Origin of the sequence: Helicobacter canadensis MIT 98-5491 (assembly GCF_000162575.1) — a bacterium.
In the GTDB taxonomy this organism is placed as follows: Bacteria; Campylobacterota; Campylobacteria; order Campylobacterales; family Helicobacteraceae; genus Helicobacter_D; species Helicobacter_D canadensis.
Genome location: NZ_CM000776.2, coordinates 591,005 through 606,915 on the forward strand (window position 1 = coordinate 591,005; position 15,911 = coordinate 606,915).

The 15,911-nt window shown below is 33.2% G+C and carries 21 protein-coding genes; 16 read left to right on the forward strand and 5 right to left on the reverse strand.

The annotated features are described in order from the left end of the window. The first annotated feature begins 30 nt into the window (after nt 1-30). Together HCAN_RS02935 and HCAN_RS02940 are read left to right on the forward strand one after the other, a co-directional pair. On the forward strand, nt 31-699 hold the full coding sequence (locus HCAN_RS02935; RefSeq protein WP_006655249.1) for a hypothetical protein: 669 nt from the start codon (nt 31-33) through the stop codon (nt 697-699). A 9-nt stretch (nt 700-708) separates the two neighbouring features. Then, nucleotides 709-1,482 (forward strand): TIGR02757 family protein, encoded by a 774-nt coding sequence (locus tag HCAN_RS02940; protein WP_006655250.1) that lies wholly within the window; start codon nt 709-711, stop codon nt 1,480-1,482. Here the strand turns inward: HCAN_RS02940 and flgK are convergent. The 4 genes from flgK to HCAN_RS02960 are packed head-to-tail and all read right to left on the reverse strand — an operon-like array spanning nt 1,479 to nt 4,297. Beyond that, nucleotides 1,479-3,308, reverse strand: a complete 1,830-nt coding sequence (gene flgK / locus HCAN_RS02945; protein ID WP_006655251.1) for a flagellar hook-associated protein FlgK — start codon at nt 3,306-3,308, stop codon at nt 1,479-1,481. The two genes, HCAN_RS02940 and flgK, sit on opposite strands and share 4 nt — an antisense overlap. A 10-nt stretch (nt 3,309-3,318) precedes the next feature. Further along, entirely contained in the window at nt 3,319-3,774 is a 456-nt protein-coding gene (locus tag HCAN_RS02950) for an NAD(P)H-binding domain containing protein (protein ID WP_006656780.1), read from the reverse strand. Nucleotides 3,775-3,803: 29 nt separating this feature from the next. Next, complete coding sequence (locus HCAN_RS02955) at nt 3,804-4,043, reverse strand: flagellar biosynthesis anti-sigma factor FlgM (protein WP_006656781.1); 240 nt, start codon at nt 4,041-4,043, stop codon at nt 3,804-3,806. Nucleotides 4,044-4,102: 59 nt separating this feature from the next. Continuing rightward, nucleotides 4,103-4,297: a hypothetical protein gene (locus tag HCAN_RS02960; protein ID WP_006655254.1), complete on the reverse strand. Its 195-nt coding sequence runs from the start codon at nt 4,295-4,297 to the stop codon at nt 4,103-4,105. A 145-nt stretch (nt 4,298-4,442) separates the two neighbouring features. On the opposite strand from HCAN_RS02960, the gene HCAN_RS02965 reads away from it, so the two are divergent. The 11 genes from HCAN_RS02965 (at nt 4,443) to leuC (ending at nt 13,135) form a co-directional block, all read left to right on the forward strand. After that, the gene (locus HCAN_RS02965) at nt 4,443-5,672 is read left to right on the forward strand and encodes a peptidoglycan DD-metalloendopeptidase family protein (protein WP_006656782.1); all 1,230 of its coding nucleotides are present in this window, start codon (nt 4,443-4,445) and stop codon (nt 5,670-5,672) included. Next, nucleotides 5,647-6,261, forward strand: coding sequence for an NUDIX hydrolase (locus HCAN_RS02970; protein WP_006655256.1), 615 nt, complete (start codon nt 5,647-5,649; stop codon nt 6,259-6,261). Before HCAN_RS02965 ends, HCAN_RS02970 begins: the two co-directional genes overlap by 26 nt. Continuing rightward, on the forward strand, nt 6,251-6,868 hold the full coding sequence (locus HCAN_RS02975; RefSeq protein ID WP_006655257.1) for a hypothetical protein: 618 nt from the start codon (nt 6,251-6,253) through the stop codon (nt 6,866-6,868). The genes HCAN_RS02970 and HCAN_RS02975 overlap by 11 nt, the downstream gene beginning before the upstream one ends. 21 nt (nt 6,869-6,889) lie before the next feature. Beyond that, entirely contained in the window at nt 6,890-8,017 is a 1,128-nt protein-coding gene (lpxB, locus tag HCAN_RS02980) for a lipid-A-disaccharide synthase (protein ID WP_006655258.1), read from the forward strand. 71 nt (nt 8,018-8,088) lie between these two features. Next, complete coding sequence (gene greA / locus HCAN_RS02985) at nt 8,089-8,559, forward strand: transcription elongation factor GreA (protein WP_006656783.1); 471 nt, start codon at nt 8,089-8,091, stop codon at nt 8,557-8,559. 10 nt (nt 8,560-8,569) lie between these two features. Then, nucleotides 8,570-9,004 carry a dUTP diphosphatase gene (gene dut / locus HCAN_RS02990; protein WP_006655261.1) on the forward strand — a complete coding sequence of 145 codons (435 nt, stop codon included), beginning with the start codon at nt 8,570-8,572 and terminating at the stop codon, nt 9,002-9,004. A gap of 15 nt (nt 9,005-9,019) precedes the next feature. Next, the gene (locus tag HCAN_RS02995) at nt 9,020-9,610 is read left to right on the forward strand and encodes a hypothetical protein (protein WP_034556390.1); all 591 of its coding nucleotides are present in this window, start codon (nt 9,020-9,022) and stop codon (nt 9,608-9,610) included. Continuing rightward, nucleotides 9,600-10,613: a hypothetical protein gene (locus HCAN_RS03000; protein ID WP_006655263.1), complete on the forward strand. Its 1,014-nt coding sequence runs from the start codon at nt 9,600-9,602 to the stop codon at nt 10,611-10,613. Before HCAN_RS02995 ends, HCAN_RS03000 begins: the two co-directional genes overlap by 11 nt. A gap of 1 nt (nt 10,614) precedes the next feature. Further along, nucleotides 10,615-11,253: a type III pantothenate kinase gene (locus HCAN_RS03005; RefSeq protein WP_006655265.1), complete on the forward strand. Its 639-nt coding sequence runs from the start codon at nt 10,615-10,617 to the stop codon at nt 11,251-11,253. Further along, nucleotides 11,250-11,867, forward strand: a complete 618-nt coding sequence (gene hisG / locus HCAN_RS03010) for an ATP phosphoribosyltransferase (protein WP_006655266.1) — start codon at nt 11,250-11,252, stop codon at nt 11,865-11,867. Before HCAN_RS03005 ends, hisG begins: the two co-directional genes overlap by 4 nt. A gap of 2 nt (nt 11,868-11,869) precedes the next feature. Further along, the gene (leuC, locus tag HCAN_RS03015; RefSeq protein WP_006655267.1) at nt 11,870-13,135 is read left to right on the forward strand and encodes a 3-isopropylmalate dehydratase large subunit; all 1,266 of its coding nucleotides are present in this window, start codon (nt 11,870-11,872) and stop codon (nt 13,133-13,135) included. Between the two features lie 32 nt (nt 13,136-13,167). Here the strand turns inward: leuC and HCAN_RS03020 are convergent, their stop codons facing one another. After that, on the reverse strand, nt 13,168-14,226 hold the full coding sequence (locus tag HCAN_RS03020) for an ATP-binding protein (RefSeq protein ID WP_006655268.1): 1,059 nt from the start codon (nt 14,224-14,226) through the stop codon (nt 13,168-13,170). 173 nt (nt 14,227-14,399) lie between these two features. Between HCAN_RS03020 and rpsJ the strand changes: the two genes are divergently transcribed. Genes rpsJ through rplD form a run of 3 tightly spaced genes read left to right on the forward strand, consistent with a single transcriptional unit; the run spans nt 14,400 to nt 15,910 of the window. Next, complete coding sequence (rpsJ, locus tag HCAN_RS03025) at nt 14,400-14,711, forward strand: 30S ribosomal protein S10 (protein WP_006656785.1); 312 nt, start codon at nt 14,400-14,402, stop codon at nt 14,709-14,711. A gap of 9 nt (nt 14,712-14,720) precedes the next feature. Beyond that, nucleotides 14,721-15,299 carry a 50S ribosomal protein L3 gene (gene rplC, locus HCAN_RS03030; RefSeq protein WP_006655270.1) on the forward strand — a complete coding sequence of 193 codons (579 nt, stop codon included), beginning with the start codon at nt 14,721-14,723 and terminating at the stop codon, nt 15,297-15,299. Beyond that, on the forward strand, nt 15,296-15,910 hold the full coding sequence (gene rplD, locus HCAN_RS03035) for a 50S ribosomal protein L4 (RefSeq protein ID WP_006655271.1): 615 nt from the start codon (nt 15,296-15,298) through the stop codon (nt 15,908-15,910). The genes rplC and rplD overlap by 4 nt, the downstream gene beginning before the upstream one ends. Nucleotide 15,911: the final 1 nt, after the last annotated feature.

The window sequence follows — 15,911 nt, forward strand, 5'->3', positions numbered from 1 at the left end:
TATTAAAGAAGTTTAATAAGAGGAGTTTTTGTGCGTTTTTTGTTATTTCTATTGGCAATGGTTGAATTTTTAGTGAGTTATGAAGTTTATCAAGGAATAGCTCCTCAAAGCACTTATCATCCCTTGTATGAAACAAGAAAGAATCGTTTGCTTGGCGTTTATGGGACTTATAATAAAGTAGAATCAGATGCCAATCTTGGAATTACAGGCTTTGATTCTCAAAAACACGATTTAAATGAAAAACCTTTTGGGTTTGGAATAAAGGCGGGATATTTATTAAGTCCAAATCACAGAATCTTGCTTGGTTTTGAGAATACTTTAAAGAAAAATGGATTTTCTTATCGCACTTTAACTTTTGGTTATTCCTTTACTCCGCGGATTCCAAACACACAAAGTTGGCGGCTTTTGCTTGGAGTGGAAGCAGGATTGGCATTTGGAAAATTTGATTCTGGAAGTTTTGTGATTAATGATAGTGCTATGGGGAAACTTGATTATACTGGGCTAACTTATGGCGTTAGAGCAGGGGCAATTTATGAAATGCAATTTGGGGAGTTAGAGTTTGGCATTCAATCAAAACGATTAGATTTTGGAGAGGAGAGCAGTAGTGTGCTTATTAATGATACTCCAACAGGGGCAAGTTTGGATTTAAGCGACACTTCTAGCACAGGAATTTATTTTGGTTACAATTTCTTATTTTAAAGAGAATCTTTGATAAAGATTCCCAAAAATCCTTCTAAGAAATTCGTGTATCATCTCTTAGAAGAGCAATATGAAGCGTTTAATCATTATCATTCCATTACAACAGATTTGCCCGATCCATTAGGTGTTGCAAGACAATTTATGAGCGATAAAGTAGCACTTTTTTGTGCTTTGTTTGCTTATGGGAATGCAAGGGCAATTGTGCGATTTTTAGAATCTTGCAATTTATATTTTTTGGATCAAGCAAGCTATAAATCCCACCATAATCTGCATTTAAATGAGATTCCTTATTGCACAAATAAGCCTTATCGCTTTCAAAACCAAGATGAAATACAAGATTTTTTTGAATCTCTTTTGATGAGTGGGGATTTATATGAAATTTTTTATCGAGCTTATAAAAAGGATTCTTTGTTAAAAGGGATTGAAGCTTTACAGAATTATCTTTATAGTAATCTCAAAAAAACAACAAAAAGCTTAGAGTTTCTTATTGGCAAATCTCAATCAAATTCTCCTTTGAAGCGTTGGAATATGTTCTTGCGTTGGATGGTGCGTAAAGATTGCGTTGATCTTGGACTTTGGGAAGGAATTAAGCGGAGTGATTTGATTTTGCCTTTGGATACGCACACTTTTAGAGTGTCTCAAAGGCTTGGTATTTTAAAGAGAAAAAGCTATGATTTAAAGGCGGCTTTAGAAGTCAGTGAGTTTCTTAAAAAGCTAGATTTAAATGACCCAATCAAATATGATTTTGCACTTTATAGGATTGGTCAGCTAGGGCTTATCTAGCCTTTGATGCCAAGTAGAGTGTTTAGCATTTCATCAATGGTTGAAACCATTTTGGCATTAGCACTATAACCGCTTTGGTATTTGATGAGGTTAATGAGTTCATCATCTACAGAGACTTCAGAAATCGCTTTGTATTCTTGCTTGATAGAGATATAAACTGCTTCTTTAGTTTCTAGTGTGATTTGCGTGCTTTCAGTTTGGGAAGAGACTTTTCCAGCAATATAACGAAAATATCCACTAATGGTTTCTTCTTGTTGTGTTCCATCTTGACTTGTGAAAGTAATTTTGTCATATTGGAGTTGTTGCATAAGGTTGGCAACTTCAAAGTTCCCATCAACAGGTTCTCGGTAAGCACGAATCAATGTTGCATCGCTTTTATAAGGTTCGGCTAGTTCGATATTGTCAGCACTATTTCCAGCAAAAAATCGATTGATTCCAAGTGCTCCTGCAAAATTTGTCCCATCATCTTGAATGGAAATATAAATTTCTTCTGATGGGTTTTTTGAAGTGATAGTGAATGTCTTTGAATCATTATTAAAGGTAGCTACAAAGCGATCATCAAAATCATCGCTAGCATTCATATTGCCATTGTCATCAATGTTGGCATTGAGTTGATCTAAAACATCTTGCATACTTGTAAGATTGTCGATATTAACACTCCTTGAGCCAATTTCTTGTCCTTGTTTGTTATACATTACTACTTTAAAACTTCCAGAATTGATATTATAATCACTAGTAACTAACGCATCTTGGCTATTGATATTTAAGGTATCACTTTTTGCACTTAGCTGTGAGCTTTGTGCATAGATATTATTTGTAGCCTCAATAAGTCCATTTGCAAAGGTGTCTAAATCATTGATATAAACTTGTAATTTGCCTAAAGTTCCATTGCAATCTAACACATCTTCAGTACGGATTAAATCAAGTATAGCACCCACTTTTCCTTCATTGATGGCATTGGTAAGATTGTATTCTTTATGATCGCTTCTTAGATATTTAATTGTATAGATTCCGCTTGGATTTTGAGAATTATCAAGAGTGAGTGGATGAAATGAAGTGCCATCAACAATCGCCTTTCCTCCAATAGTGAGCGTGTAGCCATCATCAAAATCGGCAATATTTTCATCTACACAAGCACTCCCTTTAACTCCTTGTTTAAAAACATCGCATCCAATGAGATTATTAATTTCAAATTCATATTGATCTCTTAAATCTCTTAAATCATTGGCTTTTTGATTAAGTTCTTGATATTCATATTCGGCAATTTTTTTGTTAAGTTGAGCAATTTGTTCTCCCAAGCGATTAACTTCATCAACAGCGACTTTAAGCTCATTATTTAAGCTTTGTTGGAGATTAACAAGTCTATCTCTTGTGCTAGAGATATTGTTAGCAAGGGTTGAAGCTTGTTCGGCAAGAGCAATTTTTTGAGCAGAATCTCCAGATTTTGTTGATAGATCTTTCCAAGCATTGAAATAATTTTGCAAGTCATTGTAGATTCCTACCCCATCAACCTCTGGATAATAAGATGAGGCTTCTTTTAACCCTTCAAAACTTTTTTCATAATAGGTTTTTTCCATACTTGCTTTTTTGTAGCGAGAAAAGGTGTATTCATCATGGACGCGTTCAACGCTTATAATATTTAGTCCTTGTCCAATGACATAATTAGACGAAGTTTGGAGTGGTGTCTGTGCTGAGCTCCTAACGACTTGACGGGAGTAAAATTCGTTATTGGCATTAGCGATATTATTGCTCACGGTATCCACCATCACTTGGTGTCCAGTTAATCCAGTGTAAGGCGTATTTAAAGAAGAAAGTAATCCACCCATAATCTCTCTCCTAAACTTCGGTTTTCAAGAAAGAAGAATTGCTTAAGGTGCTTTTATTGTAACCTTGTTGCTCCACAGGGACAATATTTCGTAAAAGAGAATTATAAAATTCCGAAACCGCTAATGACATTTTTCCAAAGCGGTAATTAAGTTTTTTTAGTTCTTCAAGCTTATCGTGAAGTTGTGCGGTAAATTCGCTTGCACCTTCCCCTAAAAGTTTTTGTTTTTCTTCATAGGTTAAATCAGCAAGTGTAGCGTTTGGATAATCTTTTTTTAGTTTTGATTCAATGCTTTTAGCATAAGCTTCTTTTTTGCGAATAAAAGAATTAGTTAGTTCTTCTTTTTGAGCGATTCTAGCAAAAATAGGTTCATTTTTTGCCTCTTTGATATCTGAAATATCTTGTTCTGTAATTGCAATGAGTGCTTTAATGTCCTCTAGTGCATCTTTTAAAAATTGCAAAGACATAGATAACTCCTAAAAAAGTGAATTATCTACTATCTAAGCAATTCTTGTGCCAATTTTTCTGCACTCCCCTTTAGATCAATTTGATAGCTACCATTTTTGATGGCATTTTTGATTTCTTCTACTCTTGAAGAAGAGGTTTTTTGTGAAGAGACTTTTTGTTTGTCTTCTATCTGCTCATTTTTAGCGTGATTAATCTGCGATGTATTTTTGTTATTTGCTTGATTAATTGCACTTGAAAAAGCAGAATTACTCATTAATTGACTAATCATCACTTTTCCTTCTTTAAATTATATTTTATGGTTCAATAAATCGACCATTTTTCCTAAAACTAAAGTTTTTTTCGTATATTTTTAGAAATATCTTGTAAAAATTTCTCTGTTTCAGTCTTTGGTGGTGCTATATAGTTATCCATATCATAAAGGGGGACATTAGCTCCTCCGATTTTTATGGTATAGAGTATCACAAAAAGCATAAAATAAATAAACAACCCAAAGCCAATGGAAGGTATAAACCAATCTTTCATTTTATTCCTTTTAGTTTTAAAAGTATAGCAAAATTTCTTATTTTTTGAGTTGAGTTTAGTTTTAATATCTTTAAAAGTTACTTTTATTGTGGTATAATCTAAGATTTTAATATTTTTCTAAAGATTCCACAATAAAAGAGGTTTTATGCAGCAAATTCAAATTTTGGTTTTTAGATTCCTTTGTGTTTTTGGGTGTTTGTTATCCAGTCTAGTAGCAGCGAATATTCAAGAATCGCAATGGGAAAATGGGCAGACTTTACTAACATTTTTTGAAAAAAATTCAATTCCTCTTAAAGTTTATTATGATTTGCCGCGTGAAGATAAAGAGTTAGCCGATGAAATTGTGAGTGGAAATACTTTTTATACTCTTTATGATGAAGAAGGAAAATTGTTACAAGCTTTGATACCAATTAATGAAAATTCTCAACTGCATATTTATAAACAAGATTCAACTTATGGGATGCGTGCTATTCCGATTGTTTATCTTCAAAAGGAACACAATATTGCCCTTTCTGTGGAGAGCTTACTTTATAATGATATTGTGAAATATACTGGCGATACTTTTCTTGCATCGGATTTTATTCAGGCTTATAAAGGGAGTGTGAATTTTAAAAGGCAAATAAAAAGGGGTGATAAATTAGCTATTATTTATGAGCGAAAATACCGATTAGGTAAGGTTTTTGGTAGTCCTAATATCAAGGCTTCTATTTTGCAAACGAGCGATGAGGAAAAATATGTGGTTCGCTATGATGGGAATTTTTATGATTTACAAGGAAATAATTTAAATAAGTATCTTTTTATGATTCCTTTGCAATATAAGAGAATCTCCTCTCATTTCTCAATGGGGAGAAAGCACCCAATTCTTGGCTATAAACGCCCACATTTAGGCACAGATTATGCAGCGCCAAGACACACTCCAATCAAAGCAGCCGCTCAAGGCAAAGTGATTTTTGCAGGAACTAAAGGTGGATATGGTAAAACCGTGATTATTCAACATGAAAATGGATATCGCACACTCTATGGGCATATGCATAAAATAAATAAAGGAATTAGGACAGGAGTTTATGTTTCTCAAGGCAAACAGATAGGAACAGTCGGTAGCACAGGGCTTAGCACAGGACCTCATTTGCATTTTGGACTTTATAAGAATGGTAGTGCTATTAATCCGCAAAAACATTTGAGAATCGCTACAATTAAGCTTAAAGGCAAGGAAAAAGAAGAGTTTTCTATTCTTGCAAAATCATTTCAAGATAAATTAGGTGTGATTTTAGCGAATAATCTTGAAAATGAGCCTTTCAAAAAAATGCAAAATTCCTACATAGTGTATCTTAGTGAGGAAATAGGAAATAATGAAGACACCAAAAGAAATAACTAATATTCGTTTTTGTGCTTGTGAATCATCGCTTTATATTAAGCCCAAAAGAATGCTCTTTTGTGAAAATGGCAAGGAGAGAAGTTGGGATATTATTGAAGCACACGATAGTGTCGCAGCATTACTTTATCATAAACAAAAAGATTCTTTTGTTGTGGTTAAGCAATTTCGCCCCGCAGTCTTTTTAAAAGAACAAGCAAGAGAAAATAAGAAGCTAAAGTGCGAGATTGGTTACACTTATGAGTTGTGTGCAGGGATTACAGATAAGCCAAATAAAACTTTGAAAGAAATTATGCAAGAAGAAATTTTGGAAGAATGTGGCTATCGTATCCCATTAGAAAAAATAGAGAAAATTACAGAGTTTTATAGTTCAGTTGGGTTTGCAGGTAGCAAACAAACTTTATTTTTTGCCCAAATAGATGAGGAGTTTAGAGTTCATAAGGGAGGTGGGATTGATGATGAAAATATTGAAGTTATTTTTATTCCACGCAAAGAAGCCTATTCTTTTATTTTAGATGAGACTTATCCTAAAACTTCTGGCGTAATGTTTGCGTTTTTGTGGTTTTTTAAGGAAAAAATCAATGAAATGTGATTTTGCTCTTCAAGAAATCACTAAAAAGCTTGATGAGATTAAAGAAGTATGGCAAATTTATGAGATTTTTGAAAAAGCAAAAAAAGATTTTAATGAAGAGTATGAATCTCTATCAAAAGATAGAGATTCTTTAATTCAAAGTTTTAACGAAACTTCCGCAAAGAATGCTCTCCTGCTTTCTCAAAACCAAGAGTTAGAAACCCAAAATAAAGTTTTAGAACAAACTTTAGCTAAAAAGCAAAAAGCTCTAGAAGAGCTAGATTCCAAGGTTGCTTTGGAGGGAATTTATTTTGATTTTTCAAATCTTGAGAGTTTGTGTGAAGATTTAAAGGCACATTTAGAAAAGATAGATACTGCATTGCCGGCAAAACCAAATGCTTTACAAAAGCTAGAAGTCTCTTATCAACAACATCAAAAATTGGTCGCTAAACCAGCGAATTCTTATGTTACTTTAGCGCAAGCACAGGAGCTTTATGAAAGGATAGAAGTTTTTTTAAAGCATTTCAAATCATTAGATTTGGAGATTGCAAAAATACTTTTGGAAGTGCGGGATTTAAAGAATCAATGTCAGGAAAAATACGAAGATTCTTCCAAAGAAAGCCTTTAAAAGCTTAAAGTAGATTTTAAAGTGAAGAAAATTAAAATTTTTGTTTCAGCGTTGGAGTATTCGGCTAATATTCACCTTTTTTATTTATTAAATGCATTGCAAAAAAAGCAGCTAGAATTTGAGATTTGTGGGATTTTTGATTCGGAGATTTTAAAGAGAGATAGCTCTTTTAGTCCCAATGAATTTAGAGTAATGGGGTTTGTTGAGGTTTTAAGGCTTATACCAAAGTTTTTTAAGATAAAAAAAGCCTTGATTGCATTGGCAAAAGAATGTGATTTTGCGCTTTTTATGGATTCTTCATCTTTTAATATACCTTTGCTTAAGTCGCTTCATCAAGCAAAAAATAAGCCTTATTTAGCCTATTATATCTTGCCTCAAGTGTGGGCGTGGAAACCTTATAGGGCAAAGATTTTTTCTGTTTATTGTGATGCATTATGGGGGATTTTACCTTTTGAAGGTTTTTATTACCCAAAAACTTCAAATTTTTCGTATGTAGGTCATCCTTTGTTAGATGAAATTCCTTTTTCTTATACAAAGGCTAATTCCACCAATTTTATTGCCTTTATGCCTGGTTCAAGAATCTCTGAAATTAAAGCTCTTTTTCCTGTTTTTAAAGAACTCGTTAAGCATTTTAAAACAATGAATAAAAAGGCATTGTTAATTATTCCAAGGCATTTTAAAAATCGTGATTTATCAAAAATTTATGGAGATTTGAGAGATTTTGAGATTTCTTTTGAAACTTATGAGGGGTTAAAGCAGTGTGAATTTGCTTTTGTTTGCAGTGGAACAGCGACATTAGAATCCACACTTCTTGGAATTCCTACAATTTTAGTTTATAAAGCAAGATGGCTTGATTATTGGATTGCAAAAAGATTGGTTAAGCTTAATTATATTGGATTGGCTAATATTTTTTTGGAATTCCTTGCGTATGGATCGCCTAAAAACAATCATAACCCACAAAATTTCCCCATTCACGCAGAATTTTTGCAAGATCAAGTGAAAGTAGAAACGCTTTTAAAAGCCTTTTATAAATTTGATAATGAGAAATTTTTTGCACAAAAAGAAAAATTAATTCAATATTTAAAAAATGGAAGTGCAGAAAATTGTGCGAGAAAAATTGAAAATTTTGTAAAAAATTTGCAAAACTAAAGGGCTTTTTAACTCTCTTTAGCATAGTATTATAAATTATTTTCAGTATTTTGGAGATTTTTGTGCAACCAATGACAGAATATGGCTACAATAAGCTAATTAATGAATTAAAGAATCTTAAGGAAGTCGAGCGACCCAATAATATTAAAGAAATTGATACCGCAAGAGAACATGGGGATTTAAAGGAAAATGCCGAATATCACGCTGCAAGAGAAAGGCAGCTTTTTTTGGATGCGCGGATTAATGAATTAACGCAGCTTGTCGCAGAAGCTCGCGTGATTGATCCAAGCACTATTACTCACGATAAAGTAAGTTTTGGTTCAACTATTACGCTAGAAGATTTAGATAGCGAGGAGCAGTTTTGTTATACGATTGTTGGGGCAACTGAGAGCAATCCTGATAAGGGTTTGATTTCATACCATTCTCCTTTGGCAAAACAGCTTTTAGGAAAAGTTGTTGGAGATGAAGTAACAATCCAACTTCCCAAAGGCAAAGTGGATTATGAGATTTTAGAGATTTGTTATAAAGAAATTCAATTTTAGGCGGATAGAAATGGCGGTTTTAAAAATAAAAAAGTTGCTTCCAGAGGCAATTTTGCCAAAATACCAAACGCAAGGTTCTGCAGGATTTGATTTGTGTGCGGTGCAATCTGCTACAATCCCTGCTGGTAAATGGGCTTTGATTCCAACAGGATTGGCTTTTAGCTTTAAAGAAGGCTATGAAATACAAGTGCGTCCAAGAAGTGGTTTGGCTTTGCAATATGGAATCACACTGCTTAATACTCCTGGAACAATTGATAGTGATTATCGTGGAGAAATTAAAGTCATTATGATGAATTTAGGTGAAGAAGACTTTGTGATTAATAAAGGCGATAGAATTGCCCAAGCAGTCTTATGTAAAATCAAACAAGCTAAGATTGAAGAAGTGGAAGTGCTTGATGAAACTAAGCGTGGCAAGGGTGGATTTGGTAGCACAGGTAAATCATAAGCAAAAGGAGAAATTTTGAGCTTAAAGCAAAATGTGGATTATATTAAAGAAGAGATCAATAATGATGAAAAAATGTTAGAAGGTTTGATACGATTTGAGGGATGGTTTAAGCGATACAAGATTCCTTTAGTGATAATTGTTGCATTTTTGGTGATATTAGGTGTTGGTTATAATATTAATCAATACTATCAAGAGCAGCTAAAAGAAAAAAATGCGTCACTTTATCAAAAAGCGCTTTTAGGTGATGAAGTAGCTATCGCAGATTTAAAGGATTCAAAAAGTTTGCTTTATGATTTATATCTTTATCAAAAGGCTTTAAAAGAAAATAACGCAACCATTCTTAAAGAGCTTGAATCTTCAAAAGATCCTATGATTGCAAAGCTTTCAAAGCAGCAAAATATGAGTTTAAATCAGGATTTAAAAGAGTTAAATTCTAAAGATTCTAATGAAGTGGGTTATCTTGAAGCTGCTTTTTTGGAAATCAAAAAGGGTAATACTAAGGAAGCAAAGGCAATTTTAGCAAAGATTCCTAGTGATTCGGCTATTAAAGAAATCGCAAATTCTCTAGAGCATTTAACAATCAAAGGAATTAATTATGCCAAATAATGCGTTAAAAGTTTTAGTAGGAATTGTTTTATTGGCTTTTTTAAGTGGTTGTGGCTCTAAATATTATTTTGAGCCTAAAGAAGGAGAAATTGTTGATGACATTTCTTATGGTGATTCCTTGCCTAGTGATATTATAGGAATCACACGCGATGGAGCGACTTTAGAAAATGGGCAGTTCATTACCAAATATTCTCAAATTTCAAAAGTTAAGCTTCCTAAAAATGCGCGTTATCTTAATGAATCAGAGAAGTTTTATATTGCAACAACTAACAATAAAGAAATGCTTTTGATTGATAAGGAAACGCTTAATGAAAATATTATTGCTTTAGAGGGAAATCCAATTAGTGTTACTATAGAAGGAAATTTGGCGGCTATTATTTTTGATAATAATTCGTTTGTGCTTTATGATCTCAATCTTGGGCGTGCAGTTTATAAGCAAGAAAATACACCAGCACCCACTAATAATACTTTGATTGCTTCACCTTATTTTTTGAGTGATATTGCTGTGATTCCGACTCTAGATGGCAAACTTGTGATAGTAGATAAGAATACCCATCAGATGATTCGAAGTATTGTTGTTAATGGGGGTGAGAAGTATTTTAACAATGTCATTTTTCTAGAAGCTATTAATGATAGAATGGTGGCAGCAACTCCTAAACGCGTTATTTCTGTTAGTCCAAGTATAATTAATACCTTTGATGCTAATTTGCAGGATATTTTATTTTTTGGCGATCAAATTGTGCTTTTTACAACAGAGGGAGAAGTGATTTTGACAGATAAAGATTTAAATGAAATTAGGCGTCAAAAATTTCCTTTTGCGCATTTTAGTGCAGCCAATCACGGAGATAGAATCGTAGTTTTAGAGACACAAGGTTATATGATAAGCTTAAGTGAAGATTTACAAGAGTGGCAGATTTTTGCTTTGCCAAATAAAATTAAAGAGCCGACATTTTCAGCAACAGGTAAGATTTTTGTGGGTGATGAAATTTTAGAAGTGAAATAAAATGATTCTTTGTGATATTGGAAATACTTTTTTACATTTCTACTATCGCGGTAGAGTTTGGAAAGAAAAGAGAAATAATCTTAGCCAAAAAGATTCAAGTGAAGTTGTGATTTATATTAGTGTTAATCAAGAATCAACAAGATCTCTTCTTTTGTCGCATCCTTATTGTTTTGATCTTACGCCTTATATGAATTTGGATACAAATTATAAGGGCTTGGGGATTGATAGAATCGCAGCTTGCAATGCCATTAGTGATGGCGTTATTATTGATGCAGGGAGTGCAATTACATTAGATATTATGCACGATGGTTTGCATTTGGGGGGTTGTATTTTGCCGGGGATTGCACAAATTCAAAAAGGTTTTAAATCTATTTCAGTTTTAGATTGCGGGATTAATCTTTCTGTTCCTTTGGACACTTTACCGCAAAATACTAAAGATGCCGTTAGTTATGGGATTTTAAAACCAATTATACTATTAATAGAGAATTTCTCTAAAAATAAAAAAATTTATTTTACAGGTGGTGATGGGAAATTCCTTTCGCGATTTTTTGAAAATGCAATTTATGATGATTTACTTATTTTTAAAGGAATGCAAAATATTATTACAGCAAAAATTACTTCCAAAGGAATCTATTTATGATAAAAATCGCATTGCCAAAGGGAAGAATTGCACAAGAAGCATTGAAAATTTTTGAAGGATATTTGCAAAGTCCGCTAGATTTTGAAGATAGAAAACTAATTCTCAAAAAACAAGACTTTGAATTTATGCTAGTAAGAAGTCAAGATGTGCCTGTTTATGTGGAGAGAGGTGCGGCTGATATTGGGATTGTGGGATTAGATGTTTTAGAAGAAAAGCAAAGCCGTTTAGTGAGATTACTAGATTTGGAATTTGGAAAGTGCAGGGTTGCTATTGGTTCGCCTAAGAATGTGATTTTGGATTTTTCAAAGCCAAATTTAAAGATTGCAACTAAAATGGAGAATATCACAAAGGCTTATTTTTCTAAAAAAGCCATTAGCGTGGATATTATCAAGCTTTATGGCTCTATTGAATTAGCACCACTTGTAGGAATGGCAGATGCTATTGTGGATTTGGTTGAGACTGGCAATACACTAGAACAAAATAATCTTAAAATTGATGCAGTGATTATGGAAGTTAGTGCGTATTTGGTGGCAAACTCAAATAGCTTTTATGTGCAAAAGAAAGAAATTTTAGAGATTCAAAAGTATTTTAAAAATTTTATTAAAAAGGATTGAAAATGGGTCAAACAATTACAGAGAAGATTTTTTCAGAACATGTAGGCAAAGAAGTTTATGCAGGTGAAATAGTGGATTGTCCGATTGATATGGTGATTGGAAATGACATTACTACTCCTTTGTCAATTAAGGCATTTGAGCAAAGTGGGGCAGAAAGTCTTGCTAATCCTGATGGATTTTGTATAGTGATGGATCATTTTATTCCCGCTAAGGATATTGCAAGTGCTAATCAAGCTAAAATTAGTCGTGATTTTGCTAAAAAACATAATTTGAAACATTTCTTTGATGAAAAAGATATGGGGATAGAACACGCTCTTTTACCCGAAAAAGGTTTGGTTGTGAGTGGGGATGTGATTATTGGAGCTGATTCCCATACCTGCACTCACGGAGCTTTGGGTGCATTTAGCACAGGTATGGGAAGCACAGATTTAGCCTATGCGATGATTACGGGTAAAAATTGGTTTAAAATTCCAAGTGCTATTAAGGTAGAATTTATAGGTAAGCCTGCTAAGCATATTTATGGTAAGGATTTGATTTTAGAGGTAATACGACAAATTGGTGTGGATGGAGCATTGTATCAGACTTTGGAATTTTGTGGAGATGGCATACAATATTTAAGTATGGATGATCGATTTTCACTCTGTAATATGGCTATTGAAGCAGGTGCAAAAAACGGAATCATTGCTTCAGATGAAATTACGCGTGAATTTTTGGCTTCACGCAAGGAATTGCGTGCAAAACCAAAAGAATTTTATTCCGATAAAGACGCTAATTATACTAGAGTTTTAAAAATTGATATTAGCACATTAGAGCCAGTGATTGCTTATCCTTTTTTACCTAGCAATGGTAAGAGTATCTCTCAAGCACTCAAAGATGATTTAAAAATCGATCAAGTCTTTATTGGAAGTTGCACAAATGGTAGATTAGCGGATTTGAAGATTGCAAGTGAGATTTTAAAAGGCAAGAAAGTGCATAAAGATGTTCGCCTTATTGTTACTCCAGGCACTCAACAAATCTATAAAGAAGCATACCAACTTGGATATATTGACATTTTATTAGAATCAGGTGCGTTAATCTCTAATCCAACTTGTGGAGCTTGTTTGGGTGGCTATATGGGGATTTTAGGCGATAATGAGCGTTGTGTTTCAACCACTAATCGTAATTTTGTTGGGAGAATGGGAGCAAGAAGTTCAGAAGTGTATTTGGCAAATTCTGCAGTGGCAGCTATGAGTGCAATAAAAGGTCAAATTGCCGATCCAAGAGAATAATGCTTGGATAATGCAATTTTAAAAGATTTAAATCATAAAGAAAAAGTTGCAAATTCACTAAAAGGCAAAATCATATAAGGGGTGCCAAGATTTTCACCTTGTGCCTTTTGATTTAGCGTAATAATAAGAAATTTCTCACAATATTCTCTCTCTCTTATTATTTTATTAAGCTTTTGTTCTAAGATTTGGGATTGAATGAAAGGCAAACAAAGAATACCAAGCGTAGAATTAGGGAGATAAAAATCAAGCTTATCAGTAAAAAACACCACTTCTTTGAAATTGTAGAGTAGCTCTAAAAAAACCATATTTTCAAAAAGTGCAGAAAAATTTCGTTCATAACTAACAGCGTTTTTAAGTGTGAAATCATAGAAATAAAGCTTTTTAGGAGCAAGATCGTGTTCAAATTTTTCTACCCAAAAGAGTGTTTTGCTTTCTTTTAAAGTATTGGCATATTCATAGAATCGATCTTTAGAGATTTTACCTTCTTTTTTAAGTTTAGTGTAAATTTGATGGAGAGAGACTTTTAAACCAAGGTTTTGAATGAAATTTTTTAGAATCCAAAAATTAGTTTTATCATTGGCTAAAGACTTTAATAATTCACCCTTTTTGTATTCATTTAGGGTCTCTGCTTCAAAAAGATTGCCATATTTAAGGTAGTAATTAAAAGAATCATAGGGAGTTTGTTTGTGGATTTGAAGGTATTCTTTGAAGGTTATAGGTGGTATTTCTTGAATTTGAAAATGGGGAATTTCATAAGGAAATTGGCTAATTAGCGTAATATAGGGGAGATTTGGGATTGGAAATTGGGGTATATAAGAATCAAGAATCAAAATTTCAATTTTTTCTTTATGGCAAAAGGCTTCAAGATTATTTAAATCTTGGTATGAATTGATTCGGCAATCTGAAAGGTTAATGTAGAGTTTTTTGAGATTTTTAAAAGATTCTTGCTGATAGTATTGCAAGATAAAATCGGTTTTTCCAATATTTTTACTGCCATAAATTAAATGATGAGGTTTGAGATTTAAAGTGAGTTTGCGGTGGATTTTTGAGAAATTTTTTGGATAATTTTCAAAAAGAGTTTCTAAAAGCATTAAAGAATCCTTTAAATATTTGTAGGGCGATATTTTATTTATTTCCTTTTTAAAAGGAAATAAATTGTAAAAATTCTCTAAAAAAACTTCACAAAAATGAGAGTTTAAAGTATAATTTCGGCTTCCAAAACATGGCATTGATTTAATCAATGAGTTCTTTATAAGGAAAAAAAATGGAAAAAATTAGACTTAAGTTGAAAGCGTATGATCATCGCGTTCTTGATAGATCGGTTGTTTCAATCGTAGAAGCCGTTAAGAGAACAGGTGCAGAGATTCGTGGTCCTATTCCACTTCCAACTAAAAAAAGACGATACACAGTCTTAAAATCTCCTCATATCAATAAAGATTCAAGAGAACAATTTGAAATTCGTGTTCATTGCAGAGTGATTGATATTGTTTCGGCAACTCCGGAGACGGTGGATAGTCTTACAAAATTAGATATGGCTCCTGAAGTGGATGTAGAAGTCCGTTCAATGGATAAATAAGGGTTATAAATGGAATTTTTAGTAGAAAAAATTGGAATGAGTAGAACCGTTGCTAAACCAAGCATTCCTGTAACATTGTTAAAAGTTAAAACTGCAAAGGTTTGCGAAGTTTTAGATGGAGGTAAGGCACTTGTTGCTTATCATCAAGGAAAAACACTCAATAAAGCAATTGCAGGACAACAAAAGAAATATAATTTAGATAAAGAATTTAATAAATTTGCAACTATTGAAGTAGGCAATGCAGAAGTGGGTGATTTGGATTTAGCGATTTTAGAAAGCGCAAAAAGAGCAAAAGTATCTTTTAATACAAAAGGTCGAGGCTTTAGCGGTGTTATGAAGCGATGGAATTTCCAAGGTGGTCCAGGTGCTCATGGTAGCCGATTCCACAGAGCTCCAGGTTCAATTGGGAATCGTGAGTGGCCAGGTCGTGTTCAGCCAGGTAAAAAAATGGCAGGGCATTATGGGAATGAAAAAGTTACCGTTCAAAATGAAATTATTTCATTTGATAAAGAAAACAATGTGCTTGTTTTAAAGGGTTCTGTTCCTGGATTTAATGGTGCATTTGGTAAGTTAAAGGTTGTAAAATGAGTAAGGCAATTATTTTAGATAATGGATTGAAGAAAAGTGGTGAATTGCAGTTACCTGAAAGTTATAAGGCAATCAATTCTCACAATCTTTATCTTTATATCAAATCTTTTTTAGCTTCAATGCGTGCTAACAATGCGATGGCAAAAACACGCGGTAGAGTTAGCGGTGGTGGTAAAAAGCCTTGGATTCAAAAAGGTGGTGGTAGAGCAAGGGCAGGAAGTATTACTTCACCAGTATTTGTTGGTGGTGGTGTTTCTCATGGTCCTAGTAATAATAGAAACTACAATCTAAAAGTTAATAAAAAACAAAAAAAGCTTGCTTTACAATATGCATTGCAAGAAAAAGCAGATAATGGTAGTTTGTTTGTTGTGGATAAAATTCAAATTCCAAGTGGCAAAACAAAAGATGCTAATGCAATGTTTAAAACTTTGAATCAAAGAAATGTTTTGTTGGTTTCTGAAATGTTTGATGAGAAAACTTATTTAGCATTTAGAAATCTTAAAAATTGTTATTTGATTGATGGTGCTGAGCTTAATGCATATTTAGCGGCAACATTTAGATCTGTGGTGATTGAAAAAGCGCTTTTTGAAGCTATCACAAAAGAGGGTTAAA

Bases quoted from the DNA above. Each gene is read 5' to 3' on its own strand.
- greA (WP_006656783.1), top strand. From the start codon at position 8,089: ATGACAGAATATGGCTACAATAAGCTAATTAATGAATTAAAGAATCTT.
- HCAN_RS02960 (WP_006655254.1), bottom strand. From the start codon at position 4,297: ATGAAAGATTGGTTTATACCTTCCATTGGCTTTGGGTTGTTTATTTAT.
- leuC (WP_006655267.1), top strand. From the start codon at position 11,870: ATGGGTCAAACAATTACAGAGAAGATTTTTTCAGAACATGTAGGCAAA.
- HCAN_RS03005 (WP_006655265.1), top strand. From the start codon at position 10,615: ATGATTCTTTGTGATATTGGAAATACTTTTTTACATTTCTACTATCGC.
- HCAN_RS02950 (WP_006656780.1), bottom strand. From the start codon at position 3,774: ATGTCTTTGCAATTTTTAAAAGATGCACTAGAGGACATTAAAGCACTC.
- flgK (WP_006655251.1), bottom strand. From the start codon at position 3,308: ATGGGTGGATTACTTTCTTCTTTAAATACGCCTTACACTGGATTAACT.
- HCAN_RS03000 (WP_006655263.1), top strand. From the start codon at position 9,600: ATGCCAAATAATGCGTTAAAAGTTTTAGTAGGAATTGTTTTATTGGCT.
- rplD (WP_006655271.1), top strand. From the start codon at position 15,296: ATGAGTAAGGCAATTATTTTAGATAATGGATTGAAGAAAAGTGGTGAA.
- HCAN_RS03020 (WP_006655268.1), bottom strand. From the start codon at position 14,226: ATGCTTTTAGAAACTCTTTTTGAAAATTATCCAAAAAATTTCTCAAAA.
- rplC (WP_006655270.1), top strand. From the start codon at position 14,721: ATGGAATTTTTAGTAGAAAAAATTGGAATGAGTAGAACCGTTGCTAAA.
- rpsJ (WP_006656785.1), top strand. From the start codon at position 14,400: ATGGAAAAAATTAGACTTAAGTTGAAAGCGTATGATCATCGCGTTCTT.
- hisG (WP_006655266.1), top strand. From the start codon at position 11,250: ATGATAAAAATCGCATTGCCAAAGGGAAGAATTGCACAAGAAGCATTG.
- HCAN_RS02965 (WP_006656782.1), top strand. From the start codon at position 4,443: ATGCAGCAAATTCAAATTTTGGTTTTTAGATTCCTTTGTGTTTTTGGG.
- dut (WP_006655261.1), top strand. From the start codon at position 8,570: ATGGCGGTTTTAAAAATAAAAAAGTTGCTTCCAGAGGCAATTTTGCCA.
- HCAN_RS02955 (WP_006656781.1), bottom strand. From the start codon at position 4,043: ATGATTAGTCAATTAATGAGTAATTCTGCTTTTTCAAGTGCAATTAAT.
- HCAN_RS02970 (WP_006655256.1), top strand. From the start codon at position 5,647: ATGAAGACACCAAAAGAAATAACTAATATTCGTTTTTGTGCTTGTGAA.
- HCAN_RS02975 (WP_006655257.1), top strand. From the start codon at position 6,251: ATGAAATGTGATTTTGCTCTTCAAGAAATCACTAAAAAGCTTGATGAG.